The organism is Deinococcus terrestris (assembly GCF_009377345.1).
In the GTDB taxonomy this organism is placed as follows: domain Bacteria; phylum Deinococcota; class Deinococci; order Deinococcales; family Deinococcaceae; genus Deinococcus; species Deinococcus terrestris.
This window is the reverse complement of sequence record NZ_WBSL01000001.1, coordinates 133,848-146,747: the sequence shown is the minus strand read 5'-3', so window position 1 is coordinate 146,747 and position 12,900 is coordinate 133,848. Positions and strand designations below refer to the sequence as shown.

At 71.6% G+C, this 12,900-nt stretch carries 12 protein-coding genes; 3 read left to right on the top strand and 9 right to left on the bottom strand.

What is annotated here, in order from left to right; genetic code table 11:
• Positions 1–71: 71 nt before the first annotated feature.
• Genes F8S09_RS00785 through F8S09_RS00775 form a run of 3 tightly spaced genes read right to left on the bottom strand, consistent with a single transcriptional unit; the run spans position 72 to position 4,531 of the window.
• The gene (locus F8S09_RS00785; protein WP_152868117.1) at positions 72–1,199 is read right to left on the bottom strand and encodes an MFS transporter; all 1,128 of its coding nucleotides are present in this window, start codon (positions 1,197–1,199) and stop codon (positions 72–74) included.
• 40 nt (positions 1,200–1,239) lie between these two features.
• Complete coding sequence (locus tag F8S09_RS00780; protein WP_322618392.1) at positions 1,240–2,190, bottom strand: hypothetical protein; 951 nt, start codon at positions 2,188–2,190, stop codon at positions 1,240–1,242.
• A 52-nt stretch (positions 2,191–2,242) separates the two neighbouring features.
• A complete protein-coding gene (locus tag F8S09_RS00775) occupies positions 2,243–4,531 on the bottom strand; it encodes an endonuclease MutS2 (RefSeq protein ID WP_194165179.1) in 2,289 nt (762 codons plus the stop codon).
• Positions 4,532–4,636: 105 nt separating this feature from the next.
• On the opposite strand from F8S09_RS00775, the gene F8S09_RS00770 reads away from it, so the two are divergent.
• Positions 4,637–5,077, top strand: coding sequence for a TlpA family protein disulfide reductase (locus F8S09_RS00770; RefSeq protein WP_152868112.1), 441 nt, complete (start codon positions 4,637–4,639; stop codon positions 5,075–5,077).
• Here F8S09_RS00770 and F8S09_RS00765 read toward each other — a convergent pair.
• Positions 5,074–6,033, bottom strand: a complete 960-nt coding sequence (locus tag F8S09_RS00765) for a hypothetical protein (RefSeq protein ID WP_194165178.1) — start codon at positions 6,031–6,033, stop codon at positions 5,074–5,076. The genes F8S09_RS00770 and F8S09_RS00765 overlap by 4 nt on opposite strands.
• Positions 6,034–6,117: 84 nt before the next feature.
• Positions 6,118–6,882, bottom strand: coding sequence for a glucose 1-dehydrogenase (locus F8S09_RS00760; RefSeq protein ID WP_152868110.1), 765 nt, complete (start codon positions 6,880–6,882; stop codon positions 6,118–6,120).
• 107 nt (positions 6,883–6,989) lie between these two features.
• On the opposite strand from F8S09_RS00760, the gene F8S09_RS00755 reads away from it, so the two are divergent.
• The gene (locus tag F8S09_RS00755) at positions 6,990–7,568 is read left to right on the top strand and encodes an NADPH-dependent FMN reductase (protein WP_322618391.1); all 579 of its coding nucleotides are present in this window, start codon (positions 6,990–6,992) and stop codon (positions 7,566–7,568) included.
• 2 nt (positions 7,569–7,570) lie between these two features.
• Positions 7,571–8,323 (top strand): RluA family pseudouridine synthase, encoded by a 753-nt coding sequence (locus tag F8S09_RS00750; protein WP_322618390.1) that lies wholly within the window; start codon positions 7,571–7,573, stop codon positions 8,321–8,323.
• Between the two features lie 18 nt (positions 8,324–8,341).
• On the opposite strand, the gene F8S09_RS00745 is transcribed toward F8S09_RS00750, so the two are convergent.
• Genes F8S09_RS00745 through F8S09_RS00730 form a run of 4 tightly spaced genes read right to left on the bottom strand, consistent with a single transcriptional unit; the run spans position 8,342 to position 12,784 of the window.
• Positions 8,342–10,039: a VanW family protein gene (locus tag F8S09_RS00745; protein ID WP_322618389.1), complete on the bottom strand. Its 1,698-nt coding sequence runs from the start codon at positions 10,037–10,039 to the stop codon at positions 8,342–8,344.
• Positions 10,040–10,091: 52 nt separating this feature from the next.
• Positions 10,092–11,186: a phosphohydrolase gene (locus tag F8S09_RS00740; RefSeq protein ID WP_152869821.1), complete on the bottom strand. Its 1,095-nt coding sequence runs from the start codon at positions 11,184–11,186 to the stop codon at positions 10,092–10,094.
• A 43-nt stretch (positions 11,187–11,229) separates the two neighbouring features.
• On the bottom strand, positions 11,230–12,027 hold the full coding sequence (locus F8S09_RS00735; RefSeq protein ID WP_152868106.1) for an enoyl-CoA hydratase-related protein: 798 nt from the start codon (positions 12,025–12,027) through the stop codon (positions 11,230–11,232).
• A 31-nt stretch (positions 12,028–12,058) separates the two neighbouring features.
• Positions 12,059–12,784 (bottom strand): phosphorylase family protein, encoded by a 726-nt coding sequence (locus tag F8S09_RS00730; protein ID WP_152868104.1) that lies wholly within the window; start codon positions 12,782–12,784, stop codon positions 12,059–12,061.
• Between the last annotated feature and the right edge of the window lie 116 nt (positions 12,785–12,900).

Below are 12,900 nucleotides of genomic sequence, written 5' to 3'. Positions count from 1 at the left end.
ATTTCTGAGAATCGCCCGGCATTGTGCCACAGGCCCGCCGGAGCGGCAACGCGGACCACTGGGGGCGTCCGTCAGGCGGGCCGGGACCGCGCCGAGACCCGCGCCGTGAGGGCCACCACCCCGGTGAGCCCCAGCCCCAGCGCGGCGAGCGCGAGCGGCACGGCCTCCGCGCCGAAGGCGGCGACGAGGGCACCCAGTCCCGCCGGGGCCAGCACCCCGCCCGCCGACCCCGCCACCAGCAGGTAAGGGACCTGCCGGGCAGGCAGGCGCGAGGCCGTCCACGCCAGCGTCGTGCCGAACACTGGCCCCAGGCTCAGGCCCGCGAGCACGTAGGCGGCGGGGGCCAGGGCTGGAATGGTCGCCGCCAACGCCGCCAGGGTCGCCAGCGCGGCGGAGGCCAGCACCAGCTTCGCCGGAGCGATCCGTCCCCCGACCAGCCCGGTCAGCACCCGCCCCAGCGTCAGCCCGCCCCAGTACCCGCTGAGGATGAGTGCGGGGGCCGCGAAGCCCACGCTGCCCAGGTGCCGCGCCAGCCACGCCCCGAAGCCCACCTCGAGCCCCACGTACAGTCCCAGCACCAGCGCGAACAGGACCAGCAGCGGCCCCGGCCGGGCGGCCTGGGTCCCGGCGGCGGGGGGCCGCAGCCCCGGCACGCCCCAGATGCGGGTGGCCAGGATGGTCAGCAGGCTCAGGCCCGCCACCACCACGAAGGGCCACGCCAGCGACGCGCCGCCCAGCCACAGCACCAGCAGCGGCGCGAGGATGCTTCCCACCCCGAAGACCGCGTTGACGAGGTTCGCCGCGCGGGTGCCGATACTCGCGTAGGCGGCGTTGACGGCGGCACTGACCGCGCCCAGCCCCAGGCCACCCACCAGCGCGGCCGCGACCACCAGCGGCCAGGTGGGGGCCACCGCCACCCCCAGCACCCCCAGCGCCAGGACCAGCGCCCCGGCCACGGTCATCGCCCGCACGCTGACGCGCCCCAGCGCCAGCCCGACCAGCGGCGGCGCCGACGCCGACCCCAGGAAGTGGGCGCTCGCCACCCAACCCACCACGCCCGCCCCGACCCCGTAGCGCTCCTGAAAGAGGGGAAAGGCGGCTCCATACATCGCCTGCAAGACGCCGAGGGTCAGAAAGGCGACCGCCCCCGGCGCGAGCAGGGAGGCGGTCAGGCGGGGTGGGGCGGGCACGGCGCTCATCGGTGGGGGAGCGTAGCACGTGCCCTGGCCTCGGCGGGGGTCACTTGGGCAGAGTCACCAGACTGATCAGCCAGCGCCCCTTGCCGTCCGGGGTCCACTGGTAACCCACCGAGGGACCGACCAGGCTGGGAAGGACATTCAGCCGCAGCAGCACGTCACCCCACACGGTGGTCACGTCGCTCTGCCAGGCGTGCGAGAGGCGGGTGCGGATGGCGCCGAGGCCGAGGGCGGGGTCGCCCGGCAGGCGGTAGGTCACCCCCGCCTTCGTCTCGTTGTAGCGGCCCAGGCTGAAGGCGGGCACCGCGACCTCGCCGGTCACGAAGCGTTCGAAGTGGGTTGCGTCCAGGGTCAGGCCCGGCAGCGGCGTGGTGTTCAGGACGACCACCGCGTCCACGCTCCCCTGCGCGTCCCGCTGCACCGGGAAAGCGAAGAGCCGCGCCGCGCCGCCCACGTAGGTGTTGAGCTTGCCGAAGCTGCGGCCATACCCCGCGGTCGCCTCCGTCTGGGCGTAGGGCACGCCGTTCCCGCCCACAAAGGCCACGCCCACATTGCCCAGCAGCCGCGCCCGGTCTTCCCACAGCAGGTGCGCGTACCCCGCCGAAAACTTCGTCAGGTTGCCCCCGCCCTGAATCAGCCCGCCGAATTGCAGGCCCTTCGGGGGGTCGTGCGTGACCTCCAGCCGGGGCACGTTGTAAAAGACGCCCGCCGCGAGCGTGGTGTCCTGCACCCGCGTACTGACGTTGTAGTCCCAGTAGGTTGGCGCCTTGACCACCGACACGCGGATGTCCTGCGGGAACAGCAGCGGAAAGGCCCGCACCCCGTACCCGGCCTCGGTGGAGATCACGAGTTCGGTGCTGGCAAAGCGCGAGAGGTAGTTGGGCGGAATCTGAAAGCCCATGAAGGACGAGGACTGGGCACCGGCCGTTCCGGCGGCGAGCAGACCCAGGGCCAGGAGACGTGAACCCAGGAGACACGAGCGGAGTGACTTCACCCCGCTATTGTGCCCGCTCACAGCTGGCGGAAGTCTGACTGGCCTCTGTCCGTCAGCGCTTGATATTCACCACCGTGACCCCGTGCCCGCCCTGGTTGGCCTCCGCGTCGTGGAAGGACTCGACCCGCTTGTCGGTCTTGAGGTAGTCGCGCAGCAGTCGCCGCAAGACGCCCTGCCCCTTGCCGTGGACCACCCGCAGCGGGCTTTCTTTCAGGGCGTGGGCCTCGCTGATCGCGGTCCGCAGCTCCTCCACGGCCTCCTCCACTCCCAGGCCGCGCAGTTGCAGCTCGTTCTCGAAACGGCTGGGCGCGGTCCCGGCGAAGGTGGGTCGGGGGGCCTTGACCTGGGGCTCGGGCTTGAGGCGCACGTCACGGCGCTTGACGCCCACCTTCATCACGCCGAGTTGCACCACGAGGTCGTCGCCGCGCATCTCCAGCACCTGCCCCTGCGCCCCGTAGGCGGGCACGTCCACCCGGCTGCCCACCCGGATGGGGTCGCCCCGGTCTTCGCGGGGGGCGGGCGGGGCCGGACGGGCCTTTTGCGCCGCCGTGCGCAGTTCGCGCAGCTCCTGCATCACGCGGGGGCGGGCGCTGTCCTCCTGGGCGCGGGCACGCAGCGAGCGGACACGTTCGATGGCGTCGGCGTAGAGCGTCTCGGCCTTCTGAGCGGCCTCCGCGATCATCTCGTTCCGGCGCTGTTCCAGCGTCTCGCGTTCCTGCCGCACGCGCCCGAGTTCGGCCTCCGCCTCACGGCGGGCACTGGTGGCCCGCTCCAGCTCGCCCGCGAGGTCCGAGCGTTCGCGTTCCAGCCCCTCCAGCATCCGCTCCATCAGGCCCGCGTCCGGTCCCAGCAACGCCTCGGCCCGCGCCAGCACATCTCCCGGCAGGCCCATCCGCCGCGCGATGGCGAGGGCGTAGGAGCGGCCCGGCTGCCCCACCTGCAACTGGTAGGTGGGCGCGAGCGCCTCCAGATCGAAGCCCATGCTGGCGTTTTTCAGGCCCGGCGTCTCCAGCGCAAAGAGCTTGAGGGGCGAGAGGTGCGAGGTGATGATGCCCCGCGCGTCCTGGGCGAGCAGTGTCTCGATCAAGGACTGCGCCAGCGCCGCGCCCTCGGCAGGGTCGGTGCCGGAGCCCAGCTCGTCGATCAGGACCAGCGTGTCGGGGGCCGCGTGCCGCAGCACGAACCGGAGGTGCTTGAGGTGCGAGGCGAAGGTGGACAGGCTGGCCTCGATGCTCTGCTCGTCCCCGATATCGACCAGCACGTCGCGCACCACCGGCAGCCGCGCCGAGGCCGCCGCCACGTACAGCCCGCACTGGTGCATGAGCACAGCGAGGCCCAGCGTCTTGAGGGTGGCCGTCTTGCCGCCCATGTTCGGCCCGGTGATCAGCAGCATCTTGGTGTCGCCCAGGCTGATGTCGTTGGGCACCGGGTTCTCGATCAGGGGGTGCCGCGCTTCCCGCAGGTCGTAGGTGTGGTCCCCCACCTGCTCGGGGCGGTTGAGGTGCCAGTCGCGGGCCAGCCGCGCCTTCGCCGCGATCAGGTCGAGTTCGCCCACCGTGGCGAGGGTCATGGGGATATCCGCGTCCTGCGCCAGCAGGCCCGACAGCTCGGTGAGGATACGGCGGACCTCGGCCTCCTCGTCCAGAATCAGGCGGGCGAGTTCGTTGTTCAGCGGCGTGATGGTGGCGGGTTCAACGAAATAGGTCTGCCCCGAGGCCGAAGCGTCCACGATGATGCCCTGTACCTGCCCCACCCGGCTGGCCTGCACGGGCAGCACGTAGCGGTCGCGGCGAATGGTGACGATGTGCTCCTGCAAGACCTCCGCCCACTTCTCCAGTGTGGCGGTCACGCGCTCGCGGATGCGGTTGCGGAGGGGGTCAATGCGGCTCCGCAGGTCGCGCAGCCGGGGCGAGGCGTCGTCGCGCACGCCGCCATCGCGGTCCAGGGAGGAAAGGAAGCGGCGCACGAGTTCGCTGTGTTCGCCCAGTCCCAGCGCCACGTCGCGCAGCGGACCGCGCGAGTTCGTGTTGATCGCCCGCTTGACCGTCATCGCGCCGTCGAGCGAGTAGGCGGCGTTCAGAAGTTCCTGCCCCGCCAGCACGCGCCCTTCCCCCGCCCGCGCGTGCAGTTCGCGGATGTCCTGAATCCCGCCCAGGCTGAGGCTGACCCCGAACAGGGCGTCTTCGACCTCGTCGAGTTCGCGGGCGATGCGCCCGGCGTCGTCCGAGGGCGAGAGCGCCCGCGCCCGCTCCACCCCCAGCGACGTGGCGCTGCGCTGTGACAGGGCGTCACGAATACGCGGAAAATCGAGGGCAGTCAGGGCGCGGGAGTCGAACGGCATGTCGTGGAGGAGCATAACAACGGTGGGGGAGCGGGAACGTGGGCCTTGTGGCTTAGAGGAGGGTTGGGGAACCCCGGCCCCGCCCGCCCCGTACCTCCCGGCACCATGTCCACTCCACCCCGGCAGATTCGGCTGCGGCTTCCCGCCTTTCTCGGCCGCGCCCTCGGCAGCCTGCTGACCCGCTCGGCGGTGAAGGCCGGGCAGACGGTCGCGCCGCCGCCCGCGCTGGGGCTGACCCGGCGCTCGCTGCTGTACTTCAAGAGCGAGGGGTGCGCCCCCTGTGACGGCATCGACCTCTTTATCGGGCAGCTGGCGGCGTCCTCTGACCTCGACCTGCGGGTGGTGGACGCCCGGCGGGGTGAGGTGCCCGAACAGGTTTACGGCGGCTCCCTGCTGCTGGACCGGGACGGCACGCTGCGCCGGGCCTACGGGGTCAACGTCTTCCCCACCCTGCTGGTGACTGGCCCCGGTGGGCAGGTCGAGCGCGTGCTGGTGGGCGCGGAGGCGGACGAGGCTCAGATCCGGGCGGGGCTGGGGCTGGCTTAACGGCCCAGGGCCTTCAGAAACGCGGCTGGGTCGTCCAGATGCAGCGCCACCCGCTCCACCTCGCGCTCGGTGAGGTAAACGCCGTACAGCCGCACGGGCTGAGCAAAACGCAGAGTCACGTTGGACTTCACGTCGATGGCGATGCAGGGCGCACCGGCATCCCGCTCTGCGTCGTAGGGCACGGCCTCCTCGACATTCGCCAGTGGCGTGCTGCCGGTCCAGTGCAGGCCGGAACGCAGGTAGAGCCGCCGACGCCCCACGGTGACGGGCCGGGTCGCCAGGGCGCGGCCATAAGCCAGCAGCCACAGCAGGCCCAGTCCATTGAGTCCCGTCCAGATCCAAGCGGCCGCCGTGTTCCACCGCTCCAGCAGGACGTGCGCAAGCAGCCCCTCCACCCCACTCCCGAACACGAGCAGGGTGAAGGTGGCCCCGGTGGTCGCCCCCCGCCGGGTGCCGAAGTGCTGGCCCTCCGGCAGACGCGGACGCACCACCAGGTGACGAAACAGCAGCAGGTCGTACAGGGGAAGGCGGGCGAGCCTGGGGCTGCGGCTCAGCCGGCCCCAGAAGGCGTAGAGGCGTTCCAGGTCGTCGAGTTCGGCGTAGCCTTCCGGAAGCGGCGTCCGGAAGCCCCGCCGCAGCATCACGCCCCCCACCAGGAGGCCGAGCAGGTCCAGCCACAGGTATGCCCGCACCTCCGGAAAGACGAGCGCGGTGAGGGCCACGCCCCGTAGCCCCACGCCAAGGAGGCTGTGCCAGCCCCGCTGGGCGGCGGGCGTGACCAGCAGGACGATCAGCGCGGTGCTGACCGTGGCGTCCACCAGGGCAAGGTGCGCGAAGCGGGCGCGTGGCTCGCCCGGCGACGTGACGGCGAGGGCGAGCGCGGCCAGCACAAAGGCGAGCGGCAACAGCCACGACAGGCGGACGTGAACGGGCACGGCGCGAAAGCGGGACACCATGAGGGAAGACCTCCGCCCCGCAGCCTACCGGACGACTTCCAGATTCCGGCACGCGGGTACGCCACCGTCACCGGAACCCAGGTTCTAGAGCGCCATCCACCCCCCGTCCGCCGGAATGATCGCTCCGTTGATGTAGCGCGACTCGTCGGAGGCCAGGAACAGGGCGAGCTGCGCGATGTCCAGGCTGTCGAGGTAGGCCGGAACGAGCGCGGCGAAGGCCCCCGCGCGGGCGGCCCCGGCGGGGTCAAGGCGGTCTTGCGGCATGGTTTCCGCGATGTTGGTCTTGGTCGCGCCGGGGCAGATCGCGTTGCAACGGATGCCCTGCTGGGCGTACATCCATGCCGTCGAGCGGGTCAGGCCGATCAGCCCGTGCTTGGAGGCGGTATAGGCCGCGCCCGCCGCCCCCCCGCTGAGCGCCGCCGTGGACGCGACGTTCACGATGGAGCCGCCCCCCTGCTCCCGCATCTGCCGCACGGCGCGGCGGCTGGTGTACATCGGGCCGTTGAGGTTGATGCCCAGCACCCGTGTCCACACCTCGTCGGTGAGTTCGCCCACGCCCGCCATGTAGTCCATCACCCCGGCGTTGTTCACCAGCACGTCGAGCCGCCCGTAGGTGGAGACCGCGAGGTCGACCAGGGCCTCGGCGCTCGCCTGGTCGGAGATGTCCCCCTGCGACGGGGTGATCTCGCCGCCCGAGGCGCGGATGCCCTCCACGGCCGTCCCCAGCCGTTCGCCGTTCCAGTCGGCGGCCACGACCTTCGCGCCCTCCCGCGTGAACAGTTGGGCAATCGCCAGCCCCATCCCCGAGGCAGCCCCGGTCACCACGATCACCTTGTCCTGTAAGCGCATTCGCACCCCTCCTCACAGGGGCGCGGTCGGCTGGCCTCGCCCCGTCGCCCTCAGCCTACGCCCCGCCCCCTCCGGAATGTCCCTCACCCTCTGCTAGCCTGCCGGGCGTGAAGTTCGCGGTCCTCTCCACCAGCCTCGACCCCGTCAGCCGCAGCCGCTGGCTGGCGGGCCTGACGGCGGAGCAGCTCCGGGCAGGGGGCCACCAGGTCACCCTGCTCGACCTGCGGGGGACGCCCCTACCGCCCTTCGACAACGACACCTGTTACACCCACCCGAACGCCGAGGTCTACCACCGCGCCATTCGGGAGGCGGACGGGATCTTTCTGGCCGTCCCCGTCTACAACTGGGGGCTGGGGTCGGGCGCCAAGGCCCTCGTCGAGCTGACCGGCAGCACCGATCCCGACCGGGGCCTGCACGGGGCGTGGTTCGACCAGCCGGTGACCTTTCTGGTGTCGGGCGGCCTCCCGCACGGGTACCTCAGCCACGGGGCCTTCGCCTTCGGGCTGATGACCGACTTCCGCTGCGTGGTCAATCCGCATTTTGTGTACGCGACCGGGGCCGACTGGGTGGGGGACGGCGTGCCCGGCGAGGGGTTGGCAGAACGGCTGACCCGCGTAGTGGAGCGGGCGGTGGACCTCTCTCAGCGGTTGCGGGGACGGACCTACCGCTCGGTGTGGGAGGTCTGACCGTGACCCGTCCGGCGGCCCGTGCCCCCCTCCTCCCCCCCACCGAGAAGCCGCGCGTGCTCGTCGAGCATCCCGACTTCTACGTGATCCGCAAGCCCGCGCTGTGGCTGACCCATCCGGTGCGGGCGCGGGTGGACGTGCCCGACGTGCTGGGCTTCATGCGGGCCGAGACGGGCGAGCCGGACCTCGCGCCCCCGCACCGCCTCGACCGCGAGACGAGCGGCACCCAACTGCTCTCGCGCGACGCGGACGCCGCGCGGCGCTTTTTCACCCTGTTCAAGGAGCATCTGGTCGGCAAGACCTACCAGACCATCGTCCACGGCTCGCCGGAGTGGGAGCGGACCACGCTCGACGCCCCGCTGGGCGATCTGGGGCTGGGGGGCGCGAACCGCATCGTGATTCGACAGGCGGTCGTGCCGGACGGCAAGCCTGCCATCACCGATTTCCGGGTGCTGGAGCGCCGGGGCGGCTTCACCCTGCTGGAGGCCTATCCCCGCTCTGGGCGGCTGCACCAGATTCGCGCCCACCTCGCGCACCTCGGGCTGCCGATGGTGGGCGACAAGATCTACGGGCGCGACCCGCAGGCGTTCCTCGATTTCATGGAGGGGGGGCAGACGCCCGAGCTGACCGCGCGGCTGCTGCTGCCCCGGCAGGCGCTGCACGCGGCCCGCATCGCCTTTCCCTGGGGGGGCACGCAATTCGCGGCGGAGGCGCCGCTCGCGCCGGACCTGCGGGGGTTCTGGGAGAGACTGTAGGAAGGGAAACCTCTCCCCCTACTGCGGTCCCACCTCGTACACCGCCCGCCAAGGCTTGTAGCTCGTCCTCGTCTGGTCGGTGCGCGTCCCCTTCCCGTCCTTGATCGTCCGGGTGATGGAAAGGTCATAGCCGTCCTTGGCCCAGTCCACCTGCCGCACGGCGCCGGGGGCGAGGGTGCGGTTGACCACGTACTGCGCGGGCGGGTGCGGCGTGTAGCGGTGGATGACGGCGGGGCTCACCGTGACCGTGCGCTCCGGCTTGATACCCCAGACCTGCACCTCCAGACGGCTCCTCGCGTTGTCGTTGACCGCCTTGATGAACAGGGGACCGCCCGTGTCGTTCTTCAGGCGCAGGTCGAGGCCGGGATCGTACACGGCGGCCTCGTACCCCACCTCCGGCTCGTAATACCCCACCCGGTAGGAGTGCTGGTGCCGCTCGGTAACGGGCAGGCCCGCCTGGTACAGCGCCCGGAAGGCCGTGGTGGACACCTGGCACACGCCCCCGCCCAGGCCCTCCACCGTGCGGCCCCCGCTGATGATCAGGCCGCCGACAAAGCCGTTTTCGGGGGTGATGCTGCCCAGCGCCGACAGGAAGCTGAACTCACCTCCCTCGGGCACCACGTAGCCGTGGATGTTCGCGGCGGCCACGGCCACGTTGGTCCGGCGCTCGGCGCTGCTGCCGTGGTAGGTGCTGGTCCCCGAGGCGACCAGTTCGAGCTGGTCGGGGATGGGGAGGCCGGCCAGCTTCAGGCTGGGACGGCTCGCCTTGGACGCGAACACCACCGAGGTCGCCGCCGGGTCGAGCACCGCCTTTCGGAAGGCGGCGAGCGCGGCCTGGCGGTCGGTGACGCGGCCCGCCTCCTCCTTCACCTTCACGAGCTTGCCCCCCTGCAGCCGGAAGCGGGCGTTCTGCGCGGGGCGGTCCACCGCACCCGTCAGGCGGTCGAAGGCCGCGCGGAGGGTCTTCTCGTCGGGTTCGATGCCGCTCTCGCGCACCCAGTACAGATCGGCCACCTGGAGGGCCGTCAGCGCCCCGCCCCGGTCGGTGCCCTGCAACTTCACAGCGAGGGGGCGCATCAGGCGGTTGCCGCGCTCGACGTGGGGGCGCAGCTTGGCGGCGGTGTGCTGGGCGGGCCACTCGGTGATGGGCAGCGAGAGGCGCGTCTGGCCAGGGTCGGCAGCAAAGGTCCGGGCCGCTGCCGCCGCATTGGGACGGCGGCCGGGCTGGTCGGGCTTCAGGGCGTAGCGCCGGGCCGTCTTGTCGAAGAAGATGGCCGCGTTCTTCGGGTTGGTGGCGAGGTCGCGAGTCAGGGCTTCCAGGGCCGCCCGCGCCCGCGCCTCATCCACCCGCGTGACCAGGGGCAACGTCTGTGTGGGGGCCTGCCCCACCATGCCTCGCACCTTCTGCCACAGGTCGCGGTCCCCGGACGCCCGCACCGCCGCCGCCACGCTCGCCGCCGGGTCCACGCTCCAGCCCAGACGGGTGGCGGGGACGGTCCAGGTCTTCTTTCCAGCCTGCACCGTCACCTGCGGGACGGCCACCGGCTGCCCGGTCAGCCGGGCGCGGGCCTCGGCGGGGGTCAAGCCACCGACGGGCACGGTCCCCACGACCAGCCCCGGCGCGAGGCGTCCGGTGTCCCCGGCAGCGAGGCCCATAGCGAGTGCGCCGCCCAGCAAGGCGGCGGCAGAAACAGCGATGGCGTAACCCCTCGTCACGCGGTCAGTGTAGCGGCGGGGGCCGGGCTGCAGATGTGGGGGCGGGGAACGGTTAAGGTCCCTGCGTTCCCGCGTCCAGCACCTCGGCCACGGCCTGCGCCACCTGCTCCCGGCGGTCTACCACGGGCGTGACCACCCGCTCGCCCCCTTCCAGGTCCATCACGAAGTGGTCGCCGTCCAGCCGCACCCGGCGCAGAATCTGCTCGTCCCCCTCCGCGCGGGTGGTGGCCCGCAGCTCCACGTAGCGGCTCATGGGCGTGCGGATGACCTTGGGGGCCAGCACCTCCTCAACCTGAAAGATGCCGCCGGAGTTGTTCATGGTGACATTGATCAGCACCGGCTTGTCGCGCCCGCGCTCGATCACGACCTGATCGACGGCCAGCGCACTGATGGAGTGGATGTCCACGCTGCCCAGCGCAAAGGCCTTGCGCCCGCGCCCCTTGGTGATGTCGGTGCCGTCCGCGACCGCCGTGATGCCGCCCTCCAGCGTCAAGGGCACGGGGCTGAGGTCGTGGCAGTTGATCGCCCCCAGGATAAAGGAGCGCACCTTGGTCCGCTTGAAGGGGTCGGGGTAGATCGGCCCCAGGATGCGGTCGAGAATCGGCAGCGCGAGGGCTACGCCGTGCGCCTCGTGCCCCACCCGGTGAATCTGGTTGCCGATGTCGTGCAGCATGGTGCCCAGGATCACCGCCAGGAACACGTCGTCGGCGTCGCCCACCCCCGACTCCATGATGTCCGGGCGCACCCCGGCCTCCAGCAGCAGCTCGGTGATCGCCATGCTGGCCGCGCCCGTGATAAAGGAATGGACCCGCCCGTGGTCGTTGTAGCCCAGCTTGCGCATGGTGATGTAGTTCGCCATGTCCCAGTGGGCCAGGGCCTCGGGATCGCCGCGCAGGGCCTCGTAGGCGGCCAGCGCACGGGGATAGGCCTGGAGATCGGCGTGGATTGCCCCGTGCGCTTCCGCGATCAGCTTGGCGCGGGGGGTGGTGAACTCGACAACGCGCCCGTCGGCCGGAACGTCGGCGGGTGGGGGCGGCGGAGCGTCCGGCGTTCCCTCAGCCCCCTCGCTGTGGCGGCCCTCCACGTCCTGAAGGTGCCCCCCCGCCACGCTGAGGGTGAACTTGGAGTCGCCCGCCCCATGCTCCAGCCGCTCCCGGCCGGAGCGTTCCGGTTCAGGCGGCGTCCGGGGGTCACTCACCCTGGAACTCCGGCTTGCGCTTGGCCAGGAAGGCGGACGTGCCCTCGCGGAAATCCTTGGTCGCCACCAGCATCCCGAAGAGGTCGGCCTCAATCTCCAGCCCCGCCTCCAGCGAGGTGTCCAGCCCCCGGCGCACTGCCTCCTTGACCAGCGAGAGCGCGATGGGCGCGTGCCGCACCATCTGCTCGGCAACCTCGCGGGCCTTTTGCAGGGGATCGTCCGCGACGTAGTTCACCAGTCCCAGGCGCAGGGCCTCCTCCGCAGCCATCTGCCGCCCGGTGAGCATCAGGTCGAGGGCCGGACCCGCTCCGATCAGCCGGGCGAGGCGCTGGGTGCCCCCGAAGCCGGGAATCAGACCCAGCGACACTTCGGGCAGACCCAGCTTGGCCCCCGGTGAGGCCACCCGCACGTCGCAGGCCAGCGCGAGTTCCAGCCCGCCGCCCAGGGCAAAGCCGTTCACGGCGGCGATGGTCGGGATCGGGAGGTTCGCCACCGTCTGCATCACGTCCTGCCCGGCGAGGGCGAGTTCGCGGCCCTGATACACGTCCTCCAGTTCGGCCAATTCGCTGATGTCGGCCCCCGCCACGAAGGCGCGGTCGCCGCCCCCGGTCACGATCAGGGCGCCGATCTCGGGTACGTCCACGACCGCGTCGAGGGCCACGCTGATCTCGGCCAGGGTATCGGCGTTCAGCGCGTTCAGCGCCTTCGGGCGGTTGACGGTCAGCACTGCGAGCGGACCGTGCTGGTCGAGCTGGATATGGTTGAACTCAATCTCGTCGAGCATCGTCATGGGCTCATCCTGCCACGCCCGGCAGCCGGGGTCAGTGGGCTTCGGCCCCGGCCAGCCGCACCACCGCGTCCAGCGCCACCCGCACCATCCGGTCGACCCCCTGCGCCAGCACCTCGTCGGGCACGAGCTGCGGGTCCCCGATGTCGTTGCTGCACGCGGTCAGGCACCCCGCCCGCAGGCCGTGCTGGGCGGCAACGAGGAAGACGGCGCTGGCCTCCATCTCGAAGCCCAGCACTCCACGCGAGGCCCACAGCCGGGCGTGCTCGGGCGTGCTCGCGTAAAAGGCGTCCTCCGTCATGATCAGCCCCGCGTGGTGGGGCACTCCCAGCTCGCGGGCCGAGGCGACCGCCGCCTCCACGACCTCGAAGCTGGCGGCGGGGGCGTAGGGGGCGCCGCCCAGCATCTGCCGGGTGGTCCCGTCGTTGGGCACGGCGGCGGTGGCGACCACGAGGTCGGCGGGCTGCACGCGGGGGGTCGCGCCGCCCAGGGTGCCGACGCGGATCAGCGTCCTCGCCCCCAGCCGCGCGAGTTCCTCCGCGACGATGGCCGCGCTGGGGCAGCCCATCCCGGTCGTCTGCACGCTGACGCGCACGCCCTGATAGGTGCCGGTGAAGCCCAGCAGTTGGCGGTGCTCAGTGTAGAGGCGGGCATCTTCCAGATACGTCTCGGCGATGCGCCGCGCCCGGCCCGGATCGCCCGGAAGCAGCACGTACTCCGCCACGTCGCCCGGTTCTGCCCGCAGGTGAATCTGACTCATGGCGGGCAGTATAGGGAGGCGCCCCCGAACAACCGGTCCGGGTCGGCGGACCGGGAGAGGCCAGGGCGCCCCATCCCTCCTCTTCCCTGAGAACCCCGTCAGATTCCTCATCGGAG

What these genes read in the sequence shown, in the direction of transcription:
- F8S09_RS00770 (WP_152868112.1), top strand. Translation starts at nt 4,637, where the DNA reads ATGTCCACTCCACCCCGGCAGATTCGGCTGCGGCTTCCCGCCTTTCTC.
- F8S09_RS00735 (WP_152868106.1), bottom strand. Translation starts at nt 12,027, where the DNA reads ATGACGATGCTCGACGAGATTGAGTTCAACCATATCCAGCTCGACCAG.
- F8S09_RS00760 (WP_152868110.1), bottom strand. Translation starts at nt 6,882, where the DNA reads ATGCGCTTACAGGACAAGGTGATCGTGGTGACCGGGGCTGCCTCGGGG.
- F8S09_RS00785 (WP_152868117.1), bottom strand. Translation starts at nt 1,199, where the DNA reads ATGAGCGCCGTGCCCGCCCCACCCCGCCTGACCGCCTCCCTGCTCGCG.
- F8S09_RS00765 (WP_194165178.1), bottom strand. Translation starts at nt 6,033, where the DNA reads ATGGTGTCCCGCTTTCGCGCCGTGCCCGTTCACGTCCGCCTGTCGTGG.
- F8S09_RS00775 (WP_194165179.1), bottom strand. Translation starts at nt 4,531, where the DNA reads ATGCCGTTCGACTCCCGCGCCCTGACTGCCCTCGATTTTCCGCGTATT.
- F8S09_RS00730 (WP_152868104.1), bottom strand. Translation starts at nt 12,784, where the DNA reads ATGAGTCAGATTCACCTGCGGGCAGAACCGGGCGACGTGGCGGAGTAC.